Raw genomic sequence first — 18,174 nt, forward strand, 5'->3', positions numbered from 1 at the left:
ATGTTTTATCTCAATCAACTCGGCATGGTGTGCCCGCTCGGTGAAAACCATGCGGAGATCAGCCGCCGCCTGTTTGCCGGCGACAGCGGCGTCGGCATGACCGCGCTCTGTTCGCCGGGGCGGGAGTTGGCGCTGGGTTGCGTCGAGACCTTGCTGCCCGATCTCAGTACGCTGCCGCTGGGCCAGCGCAGCCGCAATAACCAGCTGGCCCTGGCCGCGCTGGCCCAGATCCGGCCCGAGGTCGATGCCGCGATCCGGCGGTTCGGCCCGGAGCGGGTGGCGGTCGTGCTAGGCACCAGCACTTCCGGCATCGGGCAGAGCGAAGCGGCGTTTCGCCATCGCCTGGAAAGTCAGAGATTTCCCGCCGATTTCGACTATGCGCAGCAAGAAATGGCTTCGCCGGCGGCGACCCTGGCGTCGGTGCTGGGCGTGATCGGGCCCGCTTATGTGCATTCCAGCGCCTGCGCCTCGAGCAGCAAGGCGATGGCCAGCGCCGCGCGCCTGATCAAGATGGGACTGTGCGATGCGGTGCTGACCGGCGGCGTCGATTCGCTCTGCGCGTTTACCGTGGCCGGCTTCGGCGCACTGGAATCGGTCAGCGCGGCGCGCTGCAACCCGTTCAGCGCCAATCGCAACGGCATCAATATCGGCGAAGGCGCCGCCTTGTTTTTGATGAGCAAGGTCGAGGCAGCCGTGAGCCTGCGCGGCTGGGGCGAATCTTCCGACGGTTATCACATTTCAGCGCCGGATCCGTCCGGCGCCGGTGCGCGCAGCGCGATGGAACAGGCCATGGCGCGCGCCGGCGTGGCGCCGGCGCAAGTTGACTACATCAACCTGCATGGCACTGCCACCGTGCAGAACGACGCCATGGAAGGGCAAGTGGTCGGCGCCATGTTTGCGGACCATGTGGCGCTCAGCTCGACCAAGCCGTTTACCGGCCATGCGCTGGGAGCGGCCGGGGCGGTGGAAGCCGGCTTGTGCTGGCTGGCGATGCAGGACGACAATCCACTGGGCCGGCTGCCGCCGCATCTGTGGGATGGCGTCGGCGATCCTGGCTTGCCGCAGCTGAACCTGGCGCCGGTCGGCGCCCGCCTTGGACATCCCTTGCGCTGGGCTTTGAGTAACTCTTTTGCATTCGGCGGCGCCAATGCAAGCTTGCTGCTGGGGCGCGAATGATGGATCAGTTGCATGCGGTCGAAACCCTGGACATCCGCCGTTTTTTGCCGCACTCCGGCGTCATGGTGCTGCTGGACCGGCTGCTGGAAGTTGGCGTAGAGGATTTGCGGGCGGAAGTGGCGATCCGGCCAGACAGCCTGTTTTGCGACGGCCAAGGCGTGCCGGCCTGGGTTGGCGTCGAGTACATGGCGCAGGCGATCGCCGCCTACGCCGGGTATACCGCACAGTTGCGCGGCGAAGCGGTGAAAATCGGCTTCCTGCTGGGCACCCGCTGCTATGAGGTCAATTGTCCCGGTTTTGCCGTCGGCAGCGTGCTGCAGGTCCATGTGCAGAAGCTGCTGCAGGCAGACAATGGGATAGGATCGTTCGAATGCCAGATCCATGCCGCCGGGCAGCAGCTGGCAAGCGCCACTATTACCGTATTCCAGCCGGCTGACGCGGCTGTTTTTCTTGAGGGAAGTACCGAATGATGTTGGAATCGAACAAGGCAGCGCCGGCTGCCCGCCTGACCCAGAGCGTGCTGGTCACCGGCTCCAGCCGCGGCATCGGCAAGGCGATTGCATTGCGGCTGGCGCGCGAGGGCTACGATATCGTCTTGCATTGCCACCAACAGCGCGCGGCAGCCGATGCCGTGGAGCTGGCGGTGCGTGAGCTGGGCGTGCAGGCGCGGGTGCTGCAATTCGACATCGGCGACCGTCAGGCTAGCGCTGCCGCCTTGCTGGCGGATGTCGAGCAGCATGGCTGTTATTACGGCGTGGTATGCAATGCCGGTGTGGCGCGTGATAACGCTTTCCCTGCCATGCCGGGCGAAGACTGGGACCTGGTGCTGAAGACCAACCTGGACGGTTTCTACAATGTGCTCAATCCGCTGGTGATGCCGATGGTGCAACGGCGTGCGCCTGGCCGCATCGTCACCCTGGCTTCGGTGTCGGGCCTGATAGGCAACCGCGGCCAGGTCAACTATAGCGCCGCCAAGGCTGGGATCATCGGCGCCAGCAAGGCGCTGGCGATCGAGCTGGCCAAGCGCAACATCACGGTTAACTGCGTCGCCCCAGGTCTGATCGAAACCGACATGATCAGCGAGGTGCCGCTGGACGAAGCGCTCAAGCTGATTCCGGCGCGCCGGGTCGGCAAGCCGGAAGAGGTGGCGGCGACGGTGGCCTTCCTGATGCACGCCGATGCCGCCTACATCACGCGCCAGGTGATTTCGGTCAACGGAGGCATGGCATGACGCGTACGCTGACAGAACGGCGGGTAGTGGTGACCGGCATGGCCGGCATCAGCCCGATCGGCAACGGCTGGGATGCGATTCGCAGCCACCTCGGCAGTTATCGCAACGCCATCGTGCGTATGGACGACTGGGCCGGATACGACGGCCTCAACACCCAGCTAGGCGCGCCGGCCGCGGAATTTGCGCTGTCCGAGCGCTATAACCGCAAGAGCATGCGCAGCATGGGACGGGTGGCCTTGATGGCGACCCGCGCCAGCGAACTGGCGCTGACCGATGCCGGCCTGATTGACGATCCGGTGCTGAAAAGCGGCGCCTGCGGCGTCGCTTACGGTTCGTCTGCCGGCACACCGAAGGCGATCGGCGATTTCGGCCGGATGATGGATGAACGCAGCACGCGCGGCATCAACGCCACTACCTATATCAAAATGATGGCGCACACGGCGCCGGTCAATATCGGCGTATTTTTCGGCATTACCGGGCGCGTGATCACCACTTCCAGCGCCTGTACTTCGGGCAGCCAGGGCATCGGCTACGCCTATGAAGCTATCCGCAGCGGCCGCCAGGCAATCATGATCGCCGGCGGCGCCGAAGAATTGTGTGCGACCGAGGCTGCGGTATTCGACACCCTGTTCGCCACCAGCGTGCGCAACGACACGCCGGCCATGACGCCCAGCCCGTTCGACAGCAGCCGCGACGGCCTGGTGATCGGCGAGGGCGCCGGCAGCCTGATCCTGGAAGATTTCGACCATGCGCACGCCCGCGGCGCAAAAATGTACGCTGAAATCGTAGGCTTCGGCACCAACAGCGACGGCTGCCACGTCACCCATCCGAACGCCGACACCATGCAGGTTGCGATGACGCTGGCGCTGGCCGACGCCGCTTTGCCGGCAAGCGCCATCGGCTACATCAATGCCCACGGCACCGGCACCGAGCAGGGCGACATAGCCGAATCTCATGCAACCGCCGCCGTATTCGCGCGGCACACGCCGATCAGTTCGCTGAAAAGCTATACCGGCCACACGCTGGGCGCGTGCGGCGCCCTGGAAGCCTGGATCGGCATCGAAATGATGCGTTCCGGCTGGTTCGCGCCGACCATCAACCTGAAGCAGCTGGACCCGCTATGCGCCGAGCTGGACTACATTGTCGACGAGGGACGCAGCTTGCAATGCGAGTATTTCATGTCGAACAATTTTGCGTTTGGCGGCATCAATACCTCATTGATTTTCAAACGCCTGGATTAAACCATGCGGTCCGCGTTCATCCTGCTATACGACGCCAGTCAGCTGGCGGACGATGACCGCGACCGTTTTCTTGCCTGCCTGGGCGAGTCGGAGTTGCTGCGTTACCGGCGGTTTTTGCGGCCGCTGCGCCAGCGCGAGTTTTTGCTGGGGCGGATATTGCTGCGCTTCGCGGTTGCGCACCTGGCTGGAGTCGCATTTGATGTTGTGCAGGTCGCCGAGCGTAAAAACCAGGCGCCATTAGTCCAGCTGGCTGTCGGCGGCGCTGCGCTTCCTTTTTTCAGTTTGTCGCATAGCCGCGGTTGGGTGGCTTGCGCCGCCAGTGTCGATACCGCACTGGGTCTCGATGCCGAGACGCTGGATGCCGAGCGCGATGTGGACGCCATTGGCCGCGCCGCTTTTTCAGAGGCAGAGAGCAACTGGTTGTCGAGCCGTCCTGCCGAGGATAAAGCGGCGGATTTCTATGCCTTGTGGAGCAGCAAAGAGGCGCTGTTTAAATTGATGTCGGTGCAGGGGTACGGCAGTAGTCCAGCGCCGGAACACGTGGCCGCAGGCGCACGTTTGCGTTCAGGACAGGATTGGCATGCTCGCACGTGGACGCAGCAGGGCCTGGTCATTACTCTGTGCAGTCGCGAGCGTTTACAATCGGTAGCGCGGATTTGCCTGCTCGGCGCCGCGCCATCGGCCTGGAGGCTACAGCTGGACAGCCGCCGGCCTTAGAGTTTTTTCAGGCGTTTTGCATTGGCAGTGGCGCGTGCATGAATCGGCTGCAGGCCGGTCTGCGCAATATGCGCCAGCGAAGTGTTCAATTGCGAAACGACCTCCGCCGAGTTGCGCATGGTGTCGTGCGCCAGCTTGCTCTGGCGGTGTCCGGACTGGTGCAGGCTGCTGCTGCTGGCCACTGACAGCAGGTTGGCGGTGCCGTCCAGCATGTGCTGGATCGCCAGCCTGGCCACTTCCTGATGCAAGCTCATCATGCGGATCGCCATGGCATGCGCCGATTCGGCGGCAACTTCCATTTTTTCCTGGCTCATCAGGTTGAATTCATTGCGGTCGCTCTGGCTTGGCGCTGGTCCGGCCAGGGCCATGCGGGCGGTGCGATGGCCAATCACTTCTGCCGAGGCGTTCATCATTTCCCCGGTTTTGAACAGCAGGTCGGTCCAGGCGCTGAAAGGGCTGGCAGGACTGGCGACGGCGGTGTTGCGGACTCGGTACGACTTCATGGTGACTCCTTGGGACCAAATGGCCTTGATAGCGCTAACAATACCCCTTTTTAGGCATTCGCTGTGGCTTTTATGTGGCGCTGCAACATAATTTTGCAATTGCCCTGTTTACATAGAGAAAAGGCAACTAAAACACCGTGCAAAGTGTGTTTCCGCGGTACTTCGGTAAAATTCCAAAATCTTCATAAATGAGTAACATTGCTTCGGGTAAAATCCAGATATGAAAATTTTGATCAGCAACGATGATGGCTACCTGGCGCCGGGCATCATCGCCTTGGCGGATGCACTGGCGCCGATAGCCGAAATCGTGGTGGTAGCCCCCGACAGCAATCGCTCCGGCTCATCCAATTCGCTGACCCTGGATCGCCCTTTATCCGTGCAACGTGCCGAAAACGGTTTCTATTTTGTCAATGGAACGCCATCTGACTGCGTACACATTGCCTTGACCGGCTTGCTGAATTTTCGACCGGATCTGATCGTCTCCGGCATTAACCAAGGCCAGAACATGGGCGACGACACGCTGTATTCCGGCACCGTTGCGGCGGCCACCGAAGGTTTCCTGTTCGGCATTCCGGCCATCGCTTTTTCGCAGTTGCACAAAGGCTGGGACGAGCTGGAAACGGCGGCCATGGTGGCGCGGGAAATCGTCGAACGCCGCTTCGGCAACCTGCCGCAGCCCTACCTGCTGAACGTGAATATTCCCAACCTGCCTTACGACCAGCTGAAACCGGTATTGGCGACCCGCCTGGGAAAGCGGCACGAATCGGAAGCTGTCATCAAGGACAAGGATCCGCACGGCCGCGACATATACTGGATCGGTCCGCCGGGCGCGGCGCGCGATGCCGGCGAGGGCACCGATTTCCATGCGACCGCCAACGGCCATGTTTCGATTACTCCCTTGCAGATAGATCTGACCCATGCGGCGCAGCTGGCCGCGCTGAGGAAAGATTTGTCATGACCGACAAGGCCAAGCGTTTTCCGCTGACGCTGTCGTCGGTCGTCGACAAGAAGCCAGGCGCCGACCAGAACAAGCGCAGCGTAGCCACGCCGCAGACGGCAACAAAAAATGCCGCCTGGGAGAACTCTCGGCCGGCGCCGCGGACTGCCGCCGGCACGCCGCCGCTGGCGCCGGCAGGCAAGGCGATGGCGCGGCCGGCACAGAGTGCGAGCCATGTCGACCGCTCAGGCTCGATGGTATCCGACGGCGTGCGCAAAGCCATGGTGGACCGGGTCGCCAGGCAGGGCGTTAGCGACGCCAAGGTGCTGGCGGCGATGGAAGCCGTGCCGCGCCACATGTTCATGGAACCGGGCATGTCGAGCCAGGCATACATCGATGCTTCGCTGCCGATCGGCCACCACCAGACCATTTCGCAGCCGTATATCGTGGCGCGCATGATAGAGATCATGCGCGACAACCAGCAAGGCGGGGTCTTGAACCGGGTGCTGGAAATCGGCACCGGCTGCGGTTACCAGGCGGCGGTGCTGTCCCAGGTTGCGAAGGAAGTCTATTCGATAGAGCGGATCAAGCCCTTGCACGAACTGGCAAGAAGCAACTTGCGTCCGCTGCGGATCGGCAACATCCGTTTGCATTACGGAGATGGTATGCTTGGGCTGCCGCAGGTGGCGCCTTTCGACGGTATCATCCTGGCTGCAGCCGGCCTTGAAGTGCCGCAGGCATTGCTGGACCAGATGACGATCGGCGGCCGCCTGGTGGCTCCGGTCGGCGCCCGTCACCAGGTACTGCAGCTGATCCAGCGAACCGGTAAATTTGATTGGACCAGCACCACACTGGAAGACTGCCATTTTGTGCCTTTGCGTGCTGGAACGGTTTGAACAGCGCGGTTTGAGCAGCGCCGGATCGCTTGTTGTGTCCGGCACGAATTGACGAATCAATTGACGAATAATCAGCGACCACGTCGCACATACTAATTAACGTAATGAGAATGAAGAAAACTCGCTTTATAGCTTTGGGATTAATGGTAGGCACGCTTGCCGCATGTACCACTCCGCGCACTCCGGCGCCGGTAGTCGAACGGCGGCCAGGCGGCAGCGGCGCGGTAGCTACCGGGACTGCGCCCGAAACGCCGCGGGCCGCTGAAGGACGCGGCTCTTATACCGTGAAGCAGGGCGACACCCTGTACCGGATCGCGCTTGAATTCGGCCAGAGCTATCGCGATATCGTGGCCTGGAACAAGCTGGACAACGCCAACGACATCAAGGTCGGCCAGGTGCTGCGGGTGCAGCCTCCTGACAGCAGTTCAGGACCGGCCGGCGGCGCCCAGATCGGCAGCGTAGCTTCCGGCTCGGGAGTCGAGGTGCGTTCTTTGGGATCCGCACCATCAGCAGCGGCTGTCGCCAGCGGCGGCAACAAGAGCGGACCGCGCGGCGACAAGCGCCCGTATTCCGACAGCGCCCTGGCTGAGTTGCAAAAGCCCGATGTTGCGTCCAGCGAAACGCCTAAAGCGGCTGCAACGCCGGCCGTGGCGGCGCCTGCCGCAGCTGCCGGCAGCACCGCCGCGACAGCTGCGCCGGCAAGCGGCGATGAAGACAAGGTCGACTGGATGTGGCCGGCCGAAGGCAAGCAGGTCGGCGCTTTCGACCAGGGCAAGAAAGGCATCGATATTGCCGGCAAGGCCGGGCAGAATGTGGTCGCCGCGGCCGGCGGCAAGGTAATGTATGCCGGCAGCGGCATTCGCGGCTACGGTAATCTGGTTATCATCAAACATACCAGCAACTTGTTGTCCGCTTACGCGCATAATAAGAGCATCCTGGTGAAAGAGGGGCAGACGGTGAGCAAGGGCCAGAAAATTGCCGAGATGGGTAATTCGGACAGCGATGCGGTCAAGCTGCATTTCGAAATCCGCCAGCAAGGCAAACCTGTGGATCCATCGAAATTCTTACCTAGTCGATAAATGAGCAAACGGCCGACAGATCATCAGGATGACGAGCTTGACGATGCATCGGAGCGGATTGCCGATGACGGGCAAGAGGATGTTGATGCTGTCGCCGCCGAGCAGGACGTCGACGACGAGGTCGTGGTCGATGGCGTGGTGGTGGTGGTCGACGGCGTCGAGGAGCTGAAGAAAGTCCTGGCCGCCGAGCTGTCGACCGACACCACGCAGCACTACCTGAACCAGATCGGCACCCGGCCGCTGCTGTCTGTGACCGAAGAAGTGCATTTCGCCACCCTGGCGAAACAAGGCAATTTCGAAGCCCGGCAGAAAATGATCGAGCACAACCTGCGGCTGGTGGTTTCGATCGCCAAGCACTACATCAACCGCGGCGTCGCCTTGCTTGACCTGATCGAGGAAGGCAATCTCGGCCTGATGCGGGCGATCGACAAATTCGAGCCTGAGCGCGGTTTCCGTTTCTCTACTTACGCCACCTGGTGGATACGCCAGAGCATCGAGCGCGCCATCATGAACCAGGCGCGCACCGTGCGCTTGCCGGTGCACATGGTGCGTGAACTGAACCAGATCCTGCGCGCCAAATACCACCTGGAAGCGCAGCATCACGATGGCAAGGACGCCAGCGCCGAAGATATCGCCCACCTGGTCGACCGGCCGGTGGAAGATGTGCAGGATGTGCTGGCCTTGTCCGAGCACGCGGCGTCGCTGGATGCGCCGCTGGACCAGGATCCGCTGGCCAGCTTGATGGACCTGCTGCCGAGCGCCACCGAGGAAAATCCCGATTCGCGCGCCGAACAGCAGGAAATGTCGATCCTGGTGCGGGTCTGGCTGGAAAAGCTGACCGACAAGCAGCGTAACGTCATCATGCGCCGTTTCGGCCTGGACAACGACGACCCTTCGACGCTGGAAGAACTGGCGGCCGAAATCGGCGTCACCCGCGAGCGGGTGCGGCAGATTCAGCAGGAGGCGCTGCTCAAGCTGAAACGCTTGCTGGGCGCCAAAGGCGTCGGCAAAGACTCCTTTCTTTAAACCTGCGCCGGCTGGCGCTATAATCTCGCACCATTTTCTTTCTGCTATCGCCTCCGGCGATGAATAACTGTTTCCTATGCAACAAGACACTATCGATATCAAATCCCTAGACATGGATGCGCGCGGCATCGGCCATCTGCAAAATGAAGACGGCAGCCAGGGCAAGGTCATTTTTGTCGAAGGCGCCTTGCCGGGCGAGCGGGTGAGTTTCCTGTCGTATCGCAAGAAGCCGAAATGGGAGGCGGCCACCATGACTGCCTTGCACAAGGAATCGGTGTTGCGGGTGAGGCCGCAGTGTCCGGTATTCGGCATGTGCGGCGGCTGCGCCATGCAGCACCTGGAGCCGACGGCGCAGGTGGCGATCAAGCAGCGCGTGCTGGAAGACAACCTGTGGCATATCGGCAAGGTCAAGGCGGAATCGATGCTGCGGCCGATTTACGGCCCGACCTGGGGTTATCGTTACCGCGCCCGCATTTCAGTGCGCAACGTGCCGAAAAAGGGCGGTGTGCTGGTCGGTTTCCATGAAAGGAAATCCTCTTTCATCACCGACATGAAGACCTGCGAAATATTGCCGGCGAATGTGTCGGCGATGCTGGTGCCGCTGCGCCACCTGATCGGTTCGCTGAGCCTGATCGACCAGATTCCGCAGATCGAACTGGCGGTGGGCGAGGGGCCGCAAGGCAAGGTTACCGCGCTGGTGCTGCGCATCATGGCGGCGCCGACGGCCGACGATGAGGTCAAGCTGAAGGCGTTTGCCGACCAATACCAGGTGAACTGGTGGCTGCAAACCGCCGGCCCCGACAGCGCCTATCCGTTTTATCCGGCACAGGGCGAGCTGTATTACACCTTGCCGGAATTCGGCGTGCGGATGCCTTTCAAGCCCACCGATTTCACCCAGGTGAACCATCAGATCAACCGGGTGCTGGTGGCGCGCGCCTTGCGCCTGCTGGACGTGCAGCCGCACGAGCGGGTGGCTGACCTGTTTTGCGGCCTGGGGAATTTCACCTTGCCGCTGGCTACCCAGGCGCAGCAGGTGGTCGGCATCGAAGGCAGCCAGGCCCTGATCAACCGTGCCGGCGAAAATGCCGCGGTCAACCAGTTATCGGATAAAACCACTTTTCATTGCCGCAACCTGTTTGAGGCGAGCGCCGAGGATTTTGTCGCGCTGGGCAAATTCGACCGGATGCTGATCGACCCGCCGCGCGACGGTGCGGCGGCAGTGTGTGAAGCTCTGGTCGGCCTGGCGGCAATCGACCCGGCATTGATGCCGAAGCGGATTGTGTACGTTTCCTGCAACCCGTCGACCCTGGCGCGCGACGCCGGTTTGCTGATCGCCGGCGGTTATCGCCTGAGCCAGGCCGGGGTGGTGAACATGTTTCCGCATACGGCGCATGTGGAATCGATTGCGGTGTTCGACATGCCTTGATGCGTTTCGCCTGACAATAAAAAAACCGGCCAGAGGGCCGGTTTTTTTATACCTGGTGCTGCTTAGTTCCGGTTGCCGCCGAAAATCCCCAGCAGCGACAGCAGGTTGACAAAGATGTTGTAGACATCCAGGTACAGGCTTAGCGTCGCCGAGATGTAATTGGTCTCGCCGCCGTTGATGATGCGCTGCACGTCATACAGGATGTAGGCCGAGAAAATCGCAATGGCGATCACCGATACCGCCAGGTAAAGCGCCGGTATCTGCAGGAAAACATTGGCCAGCGATGCCAGCAGCAGCACCACGACGCCGGCGAACAGCCATTTCCCCATGTTCGAGAAATCGCGCTTGCTGACCGTGGCGATGCTTGCCATGACTACAAACACGCTGGCGGTGCCGCCGAAAGCCATCATGATCAGCGAGGCGCCGTTGGAGAAGCCGACCAGCGTATGGCCGATCAGGCGCGACAGCATCAGGCCCATGAAGAAGGTGAAACCGAGCAGAAGCAATACGCCCCAGCCGGTGTTCTTGGTCTTTTCAATTGCATAAAAGAAACCAAACGCCACGGCCATGAAAGCCATGAAGCCGATCAGCGGACTGTTTCTGAAGAAACTGAAGTCCATCTGTACACCCAGCCACGCGCCCGCAATCGTCGGCAACATGGACAGGGCCAGCAGCCAGTACGTGTTGCGCAGTACGCGGTGCTGTGCGCTCAGCGCGGTGCTGCCGGGCGAGTAGGTCGGTTGCAGGTTCGGGTTCATCAGGGACTCCTTTGGAAATTGCAAAAATACTAAATTGTTGCGATCATAGCATCTAACTTCAACATCATTACATGAGACAACAACGCCGCAAAGTGGTTCTCGGGCGTATTTTACGACTTTTCTATGGCATGCAGCTTGCGTTTTGGCTGGTTTTGACGATTCTACATGGGTGATTCGTGTTAAAATCAAAGGTTGATTGAACTATTAACCAGTCATTTAAATAAGCAGCTTAACCCTTTCATTTTATTGGAGTTTTTCAGATGGCAATTGAACGCACCCTGTCGATTATCAAACCGGACGCAGTGGCAAAGAACGTAATCGGTCAAATTTACACCCGTTTTGAAAACGCTGGCCTGAAAATCGTTGCTGCCCGCATGACGCACCTGTCGCGCGCAGAAGCTGAAGGTTTCTACGCGGTTCACAGCGCACGTCCTTTCTTCAAGGATCTGGTCGATTTCATGATCTCCGGCCCAGTGATGATCCAAGCGCTGGAAGGCGAAAACGCAGTACTGAAGCACCGCGACCTGATGGGCGCAACCGATCCTAAGAAGGCAGAAAAAGGCACTATCCGTGCTGACTTCGCTGACTCGATCGACGCTAACGCAGTGCACGGTTCGGACGCAGTGGAAGCGGCGAAAGTCGAAATCGCCTATTTCTTCCCGGCGTAATTTGTTTTAAATGTTTTGCATAGTTGGGGGCAGGGAAAAACGCTCATTGTTGTAAAGTGCGGCGACCCTGTCCTGCAATTATCTTGAATTGGAAATGCCATGACTGCTCTCACCAACCTGCTGGATCTGGATCCCGCACAACTGACCGCCTATTGCGGCGAGTTGGGTGAGAAGCCGTTTCGTGCAAAACAACTGCTGCGCTGGATTCATCAATTCGGCGCACACGATTTCGATGCAATGACCGATTTGGCCAAGTCATTGCGTGACAAGCTGGCGACCCGGGCCATGATCGCCGCTCCCGCAGTGATCAGCGATCACACCTCGACCGACGGCACCCGCAAGTGGCTGCTCGATGTCGGCCAGGGCAATGCGGTGGAGACGGTGTTCATCCCCGAAGAGAACCGCGGCACCCTGTGCATTTCGACCCAGGCCGGCTGCGCGGTGAATTGCCGCTTCTGTTCCACCGGCAAGCAAGGTTTCAGCCGTAACCTGACAGTCGGTGAAATCATCGGCCAGCTGTGGATGGCCGAGTTTGAACTGCGTAAATCGAAGGGCATCGAGCCCGGCCATAAAGGCGAGCGCCAGATCACCAACGTCGTGATGATGGGCATGGGCGAACCCTTGCTGAACTACGAACCGACTGTGACCGCGCTCAAGCTGATGCTGGACGATAACGCCTATGGCCTGTCGCGCCGCCGCGTGACCTTGTCCACCAGCGGAGTGGTGCCGATGATCGACAAGCTGTCGCAGGATTGCGCGGTGGCGATGGCGGTATCGCTGCACGCCTCCAACGATACCTTGCGCGACGGCCTGGTGCCGCTCAACAAGAAATACCCGCTGCGCGACCTGATGGCTGCCTGCAAGCGCTACCTGGAGTTTGCGCCGCGCGATTTCATCACCTTTGAATATTGCATGCTGGACGGCGTCAACGATACCGACGCCCACGCCCGCGAGCTGATCGCCCTGGTGCAGGGCCACGCAGGCGGGCCGGCCGTGCCTTGCAAATTCAACCTGATCCCGTTCAATCCTTTCCCTGAATCGGGATTGAAGCGCTCCAACAATCCGCGCATCAAGGCCTTCGCCCAGATCCTGATGGACGCCGGCATCGTCACCACCGTGCGCAAGACGCGCGGCGACGATATCGACGCCGCCTGCGGCCAGCTCGCCGGCGAAGTGCAGGACCGGACGCGGGTGCAGGAACGCATGCAGAAAATGACCGAATATCAGCAGAAATTCGGAAAGAACTTTGGCCGTATCATCGAGGTGTCTCAGTGATAGAAAAAGCAAGTAGCAAGCTCGGGAGCTGGCAAGGCCGGCTGGTGTTCGCCGCGGCCGCGTTGTCGTTATTGGCCGGCTTGAGTGCTTGCACCAGCCCGCCGCTCAGCAGTGACAGCGAGGGTGGTTCGCGCCGCGAACTGGCTACCAGTTCGGACCAGACTGAAGCTCAGCGCCGCGCCGGCATTCGCTTGCAGCTGGCGGTCGGTTATTACGAGCAGCACCAGCTGGAAGTTGCGCTGGACGAGATCAAGCAGGCCCTGGCGGCAGATCCTGAACTGGCCGACGCGTATAGCGTGCGCGGGCTGATCTACATGGGCATGTCTGAAAACCGCCTGGCCGACGACAATTTCCAGCGCGCCTTGCGGCTGTCACCGAACAATCCGGATTATGCCAACAACTATGGCTGGTTCCTGTGCCAGAACGGCCGCGCCAAGGAATCGATAGTGCATTTCGAGACGGCGCTGAAAAGCCGCAATTACCAGTCGCCGGCAAAAGCGCTGACCAACGCCGGTGTCTGCAGCCTCAAATTCAACGATACCGTGGCGGCGCAGCGTTACCTGTCGCAGGCGTTCCAGTTCGACGCCAGCAATCCTCTGACCAACGCCAAGCTGGCGCAGCTGGCGTATGACCGCAACGATTATGAAAAGGCCCGGTTTTATATCGGCCTCGTATTAAAAACCGATGTGCAGAATGCGGAAGCATTGTGGACAGCTATCAAAGTGGAGCGAAAGTTGGGTGACACAGCTGCAGAGGCAAGTTTGGTGACGCAATTGCGCCGTCGTTTTGGCGGCTCCCCGGAATTCGCAGCTTATCAGCGCGGGGCGTTTAATGAGTGAGCCTGAACAGCTGAAAATCACCGATGCCGATTCTGGCGAGGACGCAGTAGTTCCCGCAACTGCCAGCTCCGAACCGCTTTCGCTCGGCGCGCAACTGGGCGGCAGGCGGGAAGAGCTGGGCTGGTCGGTGCAGGACGTGGCCAGCCACCTGAAGCTGGCGCCGCGTCAGATCGACGCCATGGAAAAGGACAATTACGCTGCTTTGCCGACCATGGTGATGACGCGCGGTTTCATCCGTTCCTATGCAAAATTGCTGGGCCTGGATGCAGCCGCCTTGCTGGCGACCATCGCACCGCCGGCAACGGCGCGAGCGACAGTCAGCGTAGTGCATGGCAGCCCGTTGTCGACGCCTTTCTCGGAGTCCCGCTTCAGCTTGATGGGGCGTAATAAATTTGCCTATAAGTGGCTGGTGGTGCTGGCCGTGCTGCTGTTGCTGCTGGCGGTGGCGATACGGCTGGACGTGTTGCCGGTGGTGCAGAACACGTTGCAGTCGCTGGCTGAAAAATCAGCTGCTGCGGGCAGTACGGCAAGCACGGAAGACAAGGATAAGACTGCTGCGCCTGCAGTCGAAACGCAGGCGGCAGATACGGCAGCCAATGCGGCCTTGACTGCCACACCGGCTCCCGCTGCGAGTGCGGCGGCGGTGTCCGAGACCGGCGTCAATGCGGTCCCGGCGAACACCCAGATAGCGAACCCGGCCACGGCCAGCGGCGGCGAGCTGAACCTGAACTTCCGCCAGGACTCATGGGTCGAAATCAAACGCGCTGACAACACCGTGCTGGTTTCGCGCCTGGCCAAGGCCGGCAGTACGGAAACAGTCGACATGTCGCAGCCGGTCAATATCATTATCGGCAATCTTGCCGGCGTCGACGCGACGCTGCGCGGTGTGCCGGTGGACTTGAAGGCCGGTTCGAAAACCAATGTGGCCAGATTGACCCTGAAATAAGCGTGATGGAAAGAGAGCAGCCCATGCCGCAGACGAATTTGCCAACGAATTTAGCAATAAGCTCAGGCCCCAGCGTGCGCCGCCTTAGCCGCGGCGCAACGATCAGTTATGGCGAGCGCAAGATCATGGTCGGCGGCGGTGCGCCGGTAGTGGTGCAGTCGATGACCAATACCGACACCGCTGACGCGATCGGCACCGCGATCCAGATCAAGGACCTGGCGCGTGCCGGTTCCGAGCTGGTGCGCATTACCGTGAACAATCCGGAAGCGGCTGCGGCCGTGCCGGCGATCCGCGAGCAGCTGGACAAGATGGGGATAGATGTGCCGCTGGTGGGGGATTTTCACTACAACGGCCATACCCTGCTGAACGATTTCCCGAGTGCGCCCAGGCTTTGTCGAAATACCGCATCAATCCGGGCAACGTCGGCAAGGGCGCCAAGCGCGACACCCAGTATGCACAGATGATCGAAGCCGCCTGCAAGTATGACAAGCCGGTCCGCATCGGCGTCAACTGGGGTAGCCTGGACCAGGCCTTGCTGGCGCGCATCATGGATGAGAATGCCTTGCGCAGCCAGCCATGGCCGGCGCAGGCGGTCATGTATGAAGCGCTGGTGACCTCGGCGATAGAGAACGCGCAGCGCGCGGAAGAATTGGGACTGGCAGCCGACCGCATCATCCTGTCGTGCAAGGTGTCGGGCGTGCAGGACCTGATCGCCGTGTACCGCGAACTGGCGCGGCGTTGCGACTACCCCCTGCACCTGGGGCTGACTGAAGCCGGCATGGGCAGCAAGGGTATTGTGGCTTCGACCGCAGCCCTGTCGGTGCTGCTGCAGGAAGGCATAGGCGACACCATAAGGATTTCGCTGACGCCGGAGCCGGGCGGCGACCGCACGCGAGAAGTGATCGTCGGCCAGGAAATACTGCAAACCATGGGCTTGCGCAAATTCGCGCCGATGGTGATTGCCTGCCCTGGTTGCGGCCGCACTACCTCGACCGTGTTCCAGGACCTGGCCGACAAGATCCAGACCTATCTGCGCGACCAGATGCCGGTCTGGAAAAAAGCCTATCCCGGCGTCGAAGGCATGAATGTGGCGGTGATGGGCTGCATCGTGAACGGCCCGGGCGAATCCAAGCATGCGAATATCGGCATCAGCCTGCCTGGCACCGGCGAATCGCCGGCTGCGCCGGTGTTCATCGACGGCGAGAAAAAACTGACGCTGCGCGGTGAGCGGATCGCCGAAGAGTTCCAGGCGGTGGTGCTGGATTACGTGAAGAGCCATTATGGCCAGGCAGCGGCCTGATCCGAATAAATATCAACCATAAAAACTGACCACTACTGGTGTACTGAAAAAGAATGTCTGAAAATAAGAAAGCCGAAAAAATCGTCGGCGTAAAAGGTATGAACGATGTCCTGCCGGCCGATGCCGCCTTGTGGGAATTGTTTGAAAACACGGTGGAGTCGGTGCTGAAGAGCTACGGTTTCCAGAAAATCCGCACGCCTATCGTCGAACCTACCGCCTTGTTTGCGCGCGGCCTCGGCGCTGTCACCGACATCGTCGAAAAGGAAATGTATTCCTTCACCGATGCGATGAACGGTGACAACCTGACCCTGCGCCCCGAGAGCACGGCCGGCGTGGTGCGCGCGGCGATCGAGCATAACCTGACTTACGACGGCCCCAAGCGGCTCTGGTACAGCGGCCCGATGTTCCGCCACGAGCGTCCGCAACGCGGCCGTTACCGCCAGTTCCACCAGGTCGGCGCCGAAGCGCTTGGTTTTACCGGCCCGGATATCGACGCCGAGCTGATCATGCTGTGCCAGCGGCTGTGGGACGACCTCGGCTTGCAGGACGTGAAGCTGCAACTGAATTCGATCGGCGATGCGGAAGAGCGCAACCGTCACCGCACCGACCTGATTACCTATTTTGAGCAGCACAAGGAACTGCTGGACGCCGATGCGCAGCGTCGCCTGCACTCCAATCCTTTGCGCATCCTGGACACCAAGAATCCGGCCATGCAGGAAATGGTCAACGGCGCGCCGCAACTGCTGTCCTACCTGGGCACGGAATCGCTGGCGCACTTCGAAGGCGTGCAAAAGATCCTGAACTACAACAATATTCCTTTCACCATCAACCCGCGCCTGGTGCGCGGCATGGACTACTACAACCGTACCGTCTTCGAATGGGTCACCGACCAGCTCGGCTCGCAAGGTACGGTATGCGGCGGCGGCCGTTACGATCCGCTGGTGGAAATGTTCGGCGGCAAGCCGACTCCGGCCTGCGGTTTTGCGATGGGCATCGAGCGCTTGCTGGAACTGATGCGCGCGAACGGCGAGCAAGCCGTGCGCAACGAGTGCGATGTGTACCTGGTGCATCAGGGCGAGGCGGCGCAGCTGCAATCGTTCGTGCTGGCAGAGCGTTTGCGCAATGCCGGGCTGGATGTTGTGCTACATTGCGCCTCGGCCAATGCCGGCGGCAGCTTCAAGTCGCAGATGAAGCGCGCTGATGCCAGCGGCGCGGCCTACGCCATCATTATCGGCGAAGACGAAGTGGCGAACCAGACCGCGACCGTCAAGACCTTGCGCGCCGAGGGCGACGGCGATGCCGAAAAAGCTAGTGCCGGCAATCAAAGTGTCGTACCTTTCGATGCGGTAAGCGATTATCTGGTCGACCAGATCGTCGGCGCCGGCGACGATCATGACCACGACCATGGTGATCATGATGGCCATGGACATGTTCACTATCATCATTAAATTCATCACTAAAAACTAAAATCATATGGCATTCGATCTCGACGAACAGGAACAACTGGCAACGCTTAAGGATTGGTGGAATAAATACGGCAATCTGACGACCTGGGTGCTGATTATCGCCCTGGCTGCCTACGCCGGCTGGTCCGGCTGGAATTATTACCAGCGCAGCCAGTCCTTGCAGGCGTCGCAGCTTTACGACGAGCAGCAAAAGGCGGTGGCGGGCAAGGACAACGCCAAGGTGCAGCGCGCCGCTGCCGATATCCAGCAGAAATTCGGCCGTACGGCGTATGCCGGCATGGCGGCCTTGTCGGCCGCCAAGGTGGCGTTTGACGCCAATGACCTGAATGCGGCAAAGGAGCAGCTGCAATGGGTGGTCGACCATGGCCGCGACGAAGACTACAAGGCGCTGGCGCGGATCCGTCTGGCCGGCATCCTGCTCGACCAGAAGGCCTATGACGACGGCTTGAAAGTATTGGCGGCAGACCTGCCGGCGCCTTTCGCCAGCGCGGCGGCCGATCGCAAGGGCGACATCCTGGTAGCCCAGAACAAGCTGGACGAAGCGCGCGCCGCCTACCAGCTGGCCTTGGACAAGATGGAAAGCAAAAATCCTGGCAAGGAATTGATTCAATTGAAACTTGATGCGATTGGCGGAGCTCCAGCCAAAGCCGCGGCCTGATAATTCGGAAAAAGGAAGAATATGCGTGTGAA

At 60.5% G+C, this 18,174-nt stretch carries 18 protein-coding genes and 1 pseudogene; 17 read left to right on the forward strand and 2 right to left on the reverse strand.

Features of this window, described 5'->3' with window-relative positions; translation table 11 throughout:
- From CFter6_RS10885 to CFter6_RS10905, 5 genes are read left to right on the forward strand one after another with little or no spacing between them, the layout of a single operon-like run.
- Positions 1–1,176: a beta-ketoacyl-ACP synthase gene (locus tag CFter6_RS10885; protein WP_061539933.1), complete on the forward strand. Its 1,176-nt coding sequence runs from the start codon at positions 1–3 to the stop codon at positions 1,174–1,176.
- On the forward strand, positions 1,173–1,646 hold the full coding sequence (locus tag CFter6_RS10890) for a hotdog family protein (RefSeq protein WP_082814703.1): 474 nt from the start codon (positions 1,173–1,175) through the stop codon (positions 1,644–1,646). The genes CFter6_RS10885 and CFter6_RS10890 overlap by 4 nt, the downstream gene beginning before the upstream one ends.
- Complete coding sequence (gene fabG, locus CFter6_RS10895; protein ID WP_061539935.1) at positions 1,643–2,407, forward strand: 3-ketoacyl-ACP reductase FabG2; 765 nt, start codon at positions 1,643–1,645, stop codon at positions 2,405–2,407. The genes CFter6_RS10890 and fabG overlap by 4 nt, the downstream gene beginning before the upstream one ends.
- Positions 2,404–3,648 (forward strand): beta-ketoacyl-ACP synthase, encoded by a 1,245-nt coding sequence (locus CFter6_RS10900; RefSeq protein WP_061539936.1) that lies wholly within the window; start codon positions 2,404–2,406, stop codon positions 3,646–3,648. Before fabG ends, CFter6_RS10900 begins: the two co-directional genes overlap by 4 nt.
- Positions 3,649–3,651: 3 nt before the next feature.
- Entirely contained in the window at positions 3,652–4,365 is a 714-nt protein-coding gene (locus CFter6_RS10905) for a 4'-phosphopantetheinyl transferase family protein (protein WP_061539937.1), read from the forward strand.
- On the opposite strand, the gene CFter6_RS10910 is transcribed toward CFter6_RS10905, so the two are convergent.
- Positions 4,362–4,868: a polyhydroxyalkanoate granule-associated phasin gene (locus CFter6_RS10910; protein WP_061539938.1), complete on the reverse strand. Its 507-nt coding sequence runs from the start codon at positions 4,866–4,868 to the stop codon at positions 4,362–4,364. The genes CFter6_RS10905 and CFter6_RS10910 overlap by 4 nt on opposite strands.
- A gap of 220 nt (positions 4,869–5,088) precedes the next feature.
- Here CFter6_RS10910 and surE point away from each other — a divergent pair, with 220 nt between their 5' ends.
- From surE to rlmD, 5 genes are all read left to right on the forward strand, one after another.
- Complete coding sequence (gene surE, locus CFter6_RS10915; RefSeq protein WP_061539939.1) at positions 5,089–5,826, forward strand: 5'/3'-nucleotidase SurE; 738 nt, start codon at positions 5,089–5,091, stop codon at positions 5,824–5,826.
- Positions 5,823–6,701, forward strand: coding sequence for a protein-L-isoaspartate(D-aspartate) O-methyltransferase (locus CFter6_RS10920; protein ID WP_061539940.1), 879 nt, complete (start codon positions 5,823–5,825; stop codon positions 6,699–6,701). The genes surE and CFter6_RS10920 overlap by 4 nt, the downstream gene beginning before the upstream one ends.
- Before the next feature lie 110 nt (positions 6,702–6,811).
- Positions 6,812–7,780 carry a peptidoglycan DD-metalloendopeptidase family protein gene (locus CFter6_RS10925; RefSeq protein WP_061539941.1) on the forward strand — a complete coding sequence of 323 codons (969 nt, stop codon included), beginning with the start codon at positions 6,812–6,814 and terminating at the stop codon, positions 7,778–7,780.
- Positions 7,781–8,806, forward strand: a complete 1,026-nt coding sequence (gene rpoS / locus CFter6_RS10930) for an RNA polymerase sigma factor RpoS (protein WP_183081756.1) — start codon at positions 7,781–7,783, stop codon at positions 8,804–8,806.
- 76 nt (positions 8,807–8,882) lie between these two features.
- Positions 8,883–10,232: a 23S rRNA (uracil(1939)-C(5))-methyltransferase RlmD gene (gene rlmD / locus CFter6_RS10935; protein ID WP_061539942.1), complete on the forward strand. Its 1,350-nt coding sequence runs from the start codon at positions 8,883–8,885 to the stop codon at positions 10,230–10,232.
- Positions 10,233–10,294: 62 nt separating this feature from the next.
- On the opposite strand, the gene CFter6_RS10940 is transcribed toward rlmD, so the two are convergent.
- On the reverse strand, positions 10,295–10,990 hold the full coding sequence (locus CFter6_RS10940; RefSeq protein ID WP_061539943.1) for a Bax inhibitor-1/YccA family protein: 696 nt from the start codon (positions 10,988–10,990) through the stop codon (positions 10,295–10,297).
- Between the two features lie 260 nt (positions 10,991–11,250).
- Between CFter6_RS10940 and ndk the strand changes: the two genes are divergently transcribed.
- The 7 genes and pseudogenes from ndk to CFter6_RS10975 all read left to right on the forward strand — a co-directional run bounded on the left by ndk (position 11,251) and on the right by CFter6_RS10975 (position 18,142).
- Complete coding sequence (gene ndk / locus CFter6_RS10945) at positions 11,251–11,658, forward strand: nucleoside-diphosphate kinase (protein WP_061539944.1); 408 nt, start codon at positions 11,251–11,253, stop codon at positions 11,656–11,658.
- 99 nt (positions 11,659–11,757) lie between these two features.
- The gene (gene rlmN / locus CFter6_RS10950; RefSeq protein ID WP_014005899.1) at positions 11,758–12,933 is read left to right on the forward strand and encodes a dual-specificity RNA methyltransferase RlmN; all 1,176 of its coding nucleotides are present in this window, start codon (positions 11,758–11,760) and stop codon (positions 12,931–12,933) included.
- Entirely contained in the window at positions 12,930–13,772 is an 843-nt protein-coding gene (pilW, locus tag CFter6_RS10955; protein ID WP_061539945.1) for a type IV pilus biogenesis/stability protein PilW, read from the forward strand. The genes rlmN and pilW overlap by 4 nt, the downstream gene beginning before the upstream one ends.
- Positions 13,765–14,718 carry a helix-turn-helix domain-containing protein gene (locus CFter6_RS10960; RefSeq protein ID WP_061539946.1) on the forward strand — a complete coding sequence of 318 codons (954 nt, stop codon included), beginning with the start codon at positions 13,765–13,767 and terminating at the stop codon, positions 14,716–14,718. Before pilW ends, CFter6_RS10960 begins: the two co-directional genes overlap by 8 nt.
- 23 nt (positions 14,719–14,741) lie before the next feature.
- Positions 14,742–16,018, forward strand: a pseudogene (gene ispG / locus CFter6_RS10965) (flavodoxin-dependent (E)-4-hydroxy-3-methylbut-2-enyl-diphosphate synthase).
- 53 nt (positions 16,019–16,071) lie between these two features.
- Positions 16,072–17,466: a histidine--tRNA ligase gene (gene hisS, locus CFter6_RS10970; protein WP_061539947.1), complete on the forward strand. Its 1,395-nt coding sequence runs from the start codon at positions 16,072–16,074 to the stop codon at positions 17,464–17,466.
- 25 nt (positions 17,467–17,491) lie between these two features.
- A complete protein-coding gene (locus CFter6_RS10975) occupies positions 17,492–18,142 on the forward strand; it encodes a tetratricopeptide repeat protein (protein WP_061539948.1) in 651 nt (216 codons plus the stop codon).
- The last annotated feature ends 32 nt before the right edge of the window (positions 18,143–18,174 follow it).

Source organism: Collimonas fungivorans (assembly GCF_001584145.1).
GTDB lineage: Bacteria > Pseudomonadota > Gammaproteobacteria > Burkholderiales > Burkholderiaceae_D > Collimonas > Collimonas fungivorans.

What these genes read in the sequence shown, in the direction of transcription:
- CFter6_RS10885 (WP_061539933.1), top strand. Translation starts at nt 1, where the DNA reads ATGTTTTATCTCAATCAACTCGGCATGGTGTGCCCGCTCGGTGAAAAC.
- CFter6_RS10890 (WP_082814703.1), top strand. Translation starts at nt 1,173, where the DNA reads ATGATGGATCAGTTGCATGCGGTCGAAACCCTGGACATCCGCCGTTTT.
- fabG (WP_061539935.1), top strand. Translation starts at nt 1,643, where the DNA reads ATGATGTTGGAATCGAACAAGGCAGCGCCGGCTGCCCGCCTGACCCAG.
- CFter6_RS10900 (WP_061539936.1), top strand. Translation starts at nt 2,404, where the DNA reads ATGACGCGTACGCTGACAGAACGGCGGGTAGTGGTGACCGGCATGGCC.
- CFter6_RS10905 (WP_061539937.1), top strand. Translation starts at nt 3,652, where the DNA reads ATGCGGTCCGCGTTCATCCTGCTATACGACGCCAGTCAGCTGGCGGAC.
- CFter6_RS10910 (WP_061539938.1), bottom strand. Translation starts at nt 4,868, where the DNA reads ATGAAGTCGTACCGAGTCCGCAACACCGCCGTCGCCAGTCCTGCCAGC.
- surE (WP_061539939.1), top strand. Translation starts at nt 5,089, where the DNA reads ATGAAAATTTTGATCAGCAACGATGATGGCTACCTGGCGCCGGGCATC.
- CFter6_RS10920 (WP_061539940.1), top strand. Translation starts at nt 5,823, where the DNA reads ATGACCGACAAGGCCAAGCGTTTTCCGCTGACGCTGTCGTCGGTCGTC.
- CFter6_RS10925 (WP_061539941.1), top strand. Translation starts at nt 6,812, where the DNA reads ATGAAGAAAACTCGCTTTATAGCTTTGGGATTAATGGTAGGCACGCTT.
- rpoS (WP_183081756.1), top strand. Translation starts at nt 7,781, where the DNA reads ATGAGCAAACGGCCGACAGATCATCAGGATGACGAGCTTGACGATGCA.
- rlmD (WP_061539942.1), top strand. Translation starts at nt 8,883, where the DNA reads ATGCAACAAGACACTATCGATATCAAATCCCTAGACATGGATGCGCGC.
- CFter6_RS10940 (WP_061539943.1), bottom strand. Translation starts at nt 10,990, where the DNA reads ATGAACCCGAACCTGCAACCGACCTACTCGCCCGGCAGCACCGCGCTG.
- ndk (WP_061539944.1), top strand. Translation starts at nt 11,251, where the DNA reads ATGGCAATTGAACGCACCCTGTCGATTATCAAACCGGACGCAGTGGCA.
- rlmN (WP_014005899.1), top strand. Translation starts at nt 11,758, where the DNA reads ATGACTGCTCTCACCAACCTGCTGGATCTGGATCCCGCACAACTGACC.
- CFter6_RS10960 (WP_061539946.1), top strand. Translation starts at nt 13,765, where the DNA reads ATGAGTGAGCCTGAACAGCTGAAAATCACCGATGCCGATTCTGGCGAG.
- hisS (WP_061539947.1), top strand. Translation starts at nt 16,072, where the DNA reads ATGTCTGAAAATAAGAAAGCCGAAAAAATCGTCGGCGTAAAAGGTATG.
- CFter6_RS10975 (WP_061539948.1), top strand. Translation starts at nt 17,492, where the DNA reads ATGGCATTCGATCTCGACGAACAGGAACAACTGGCAACGCTTAAGGAT.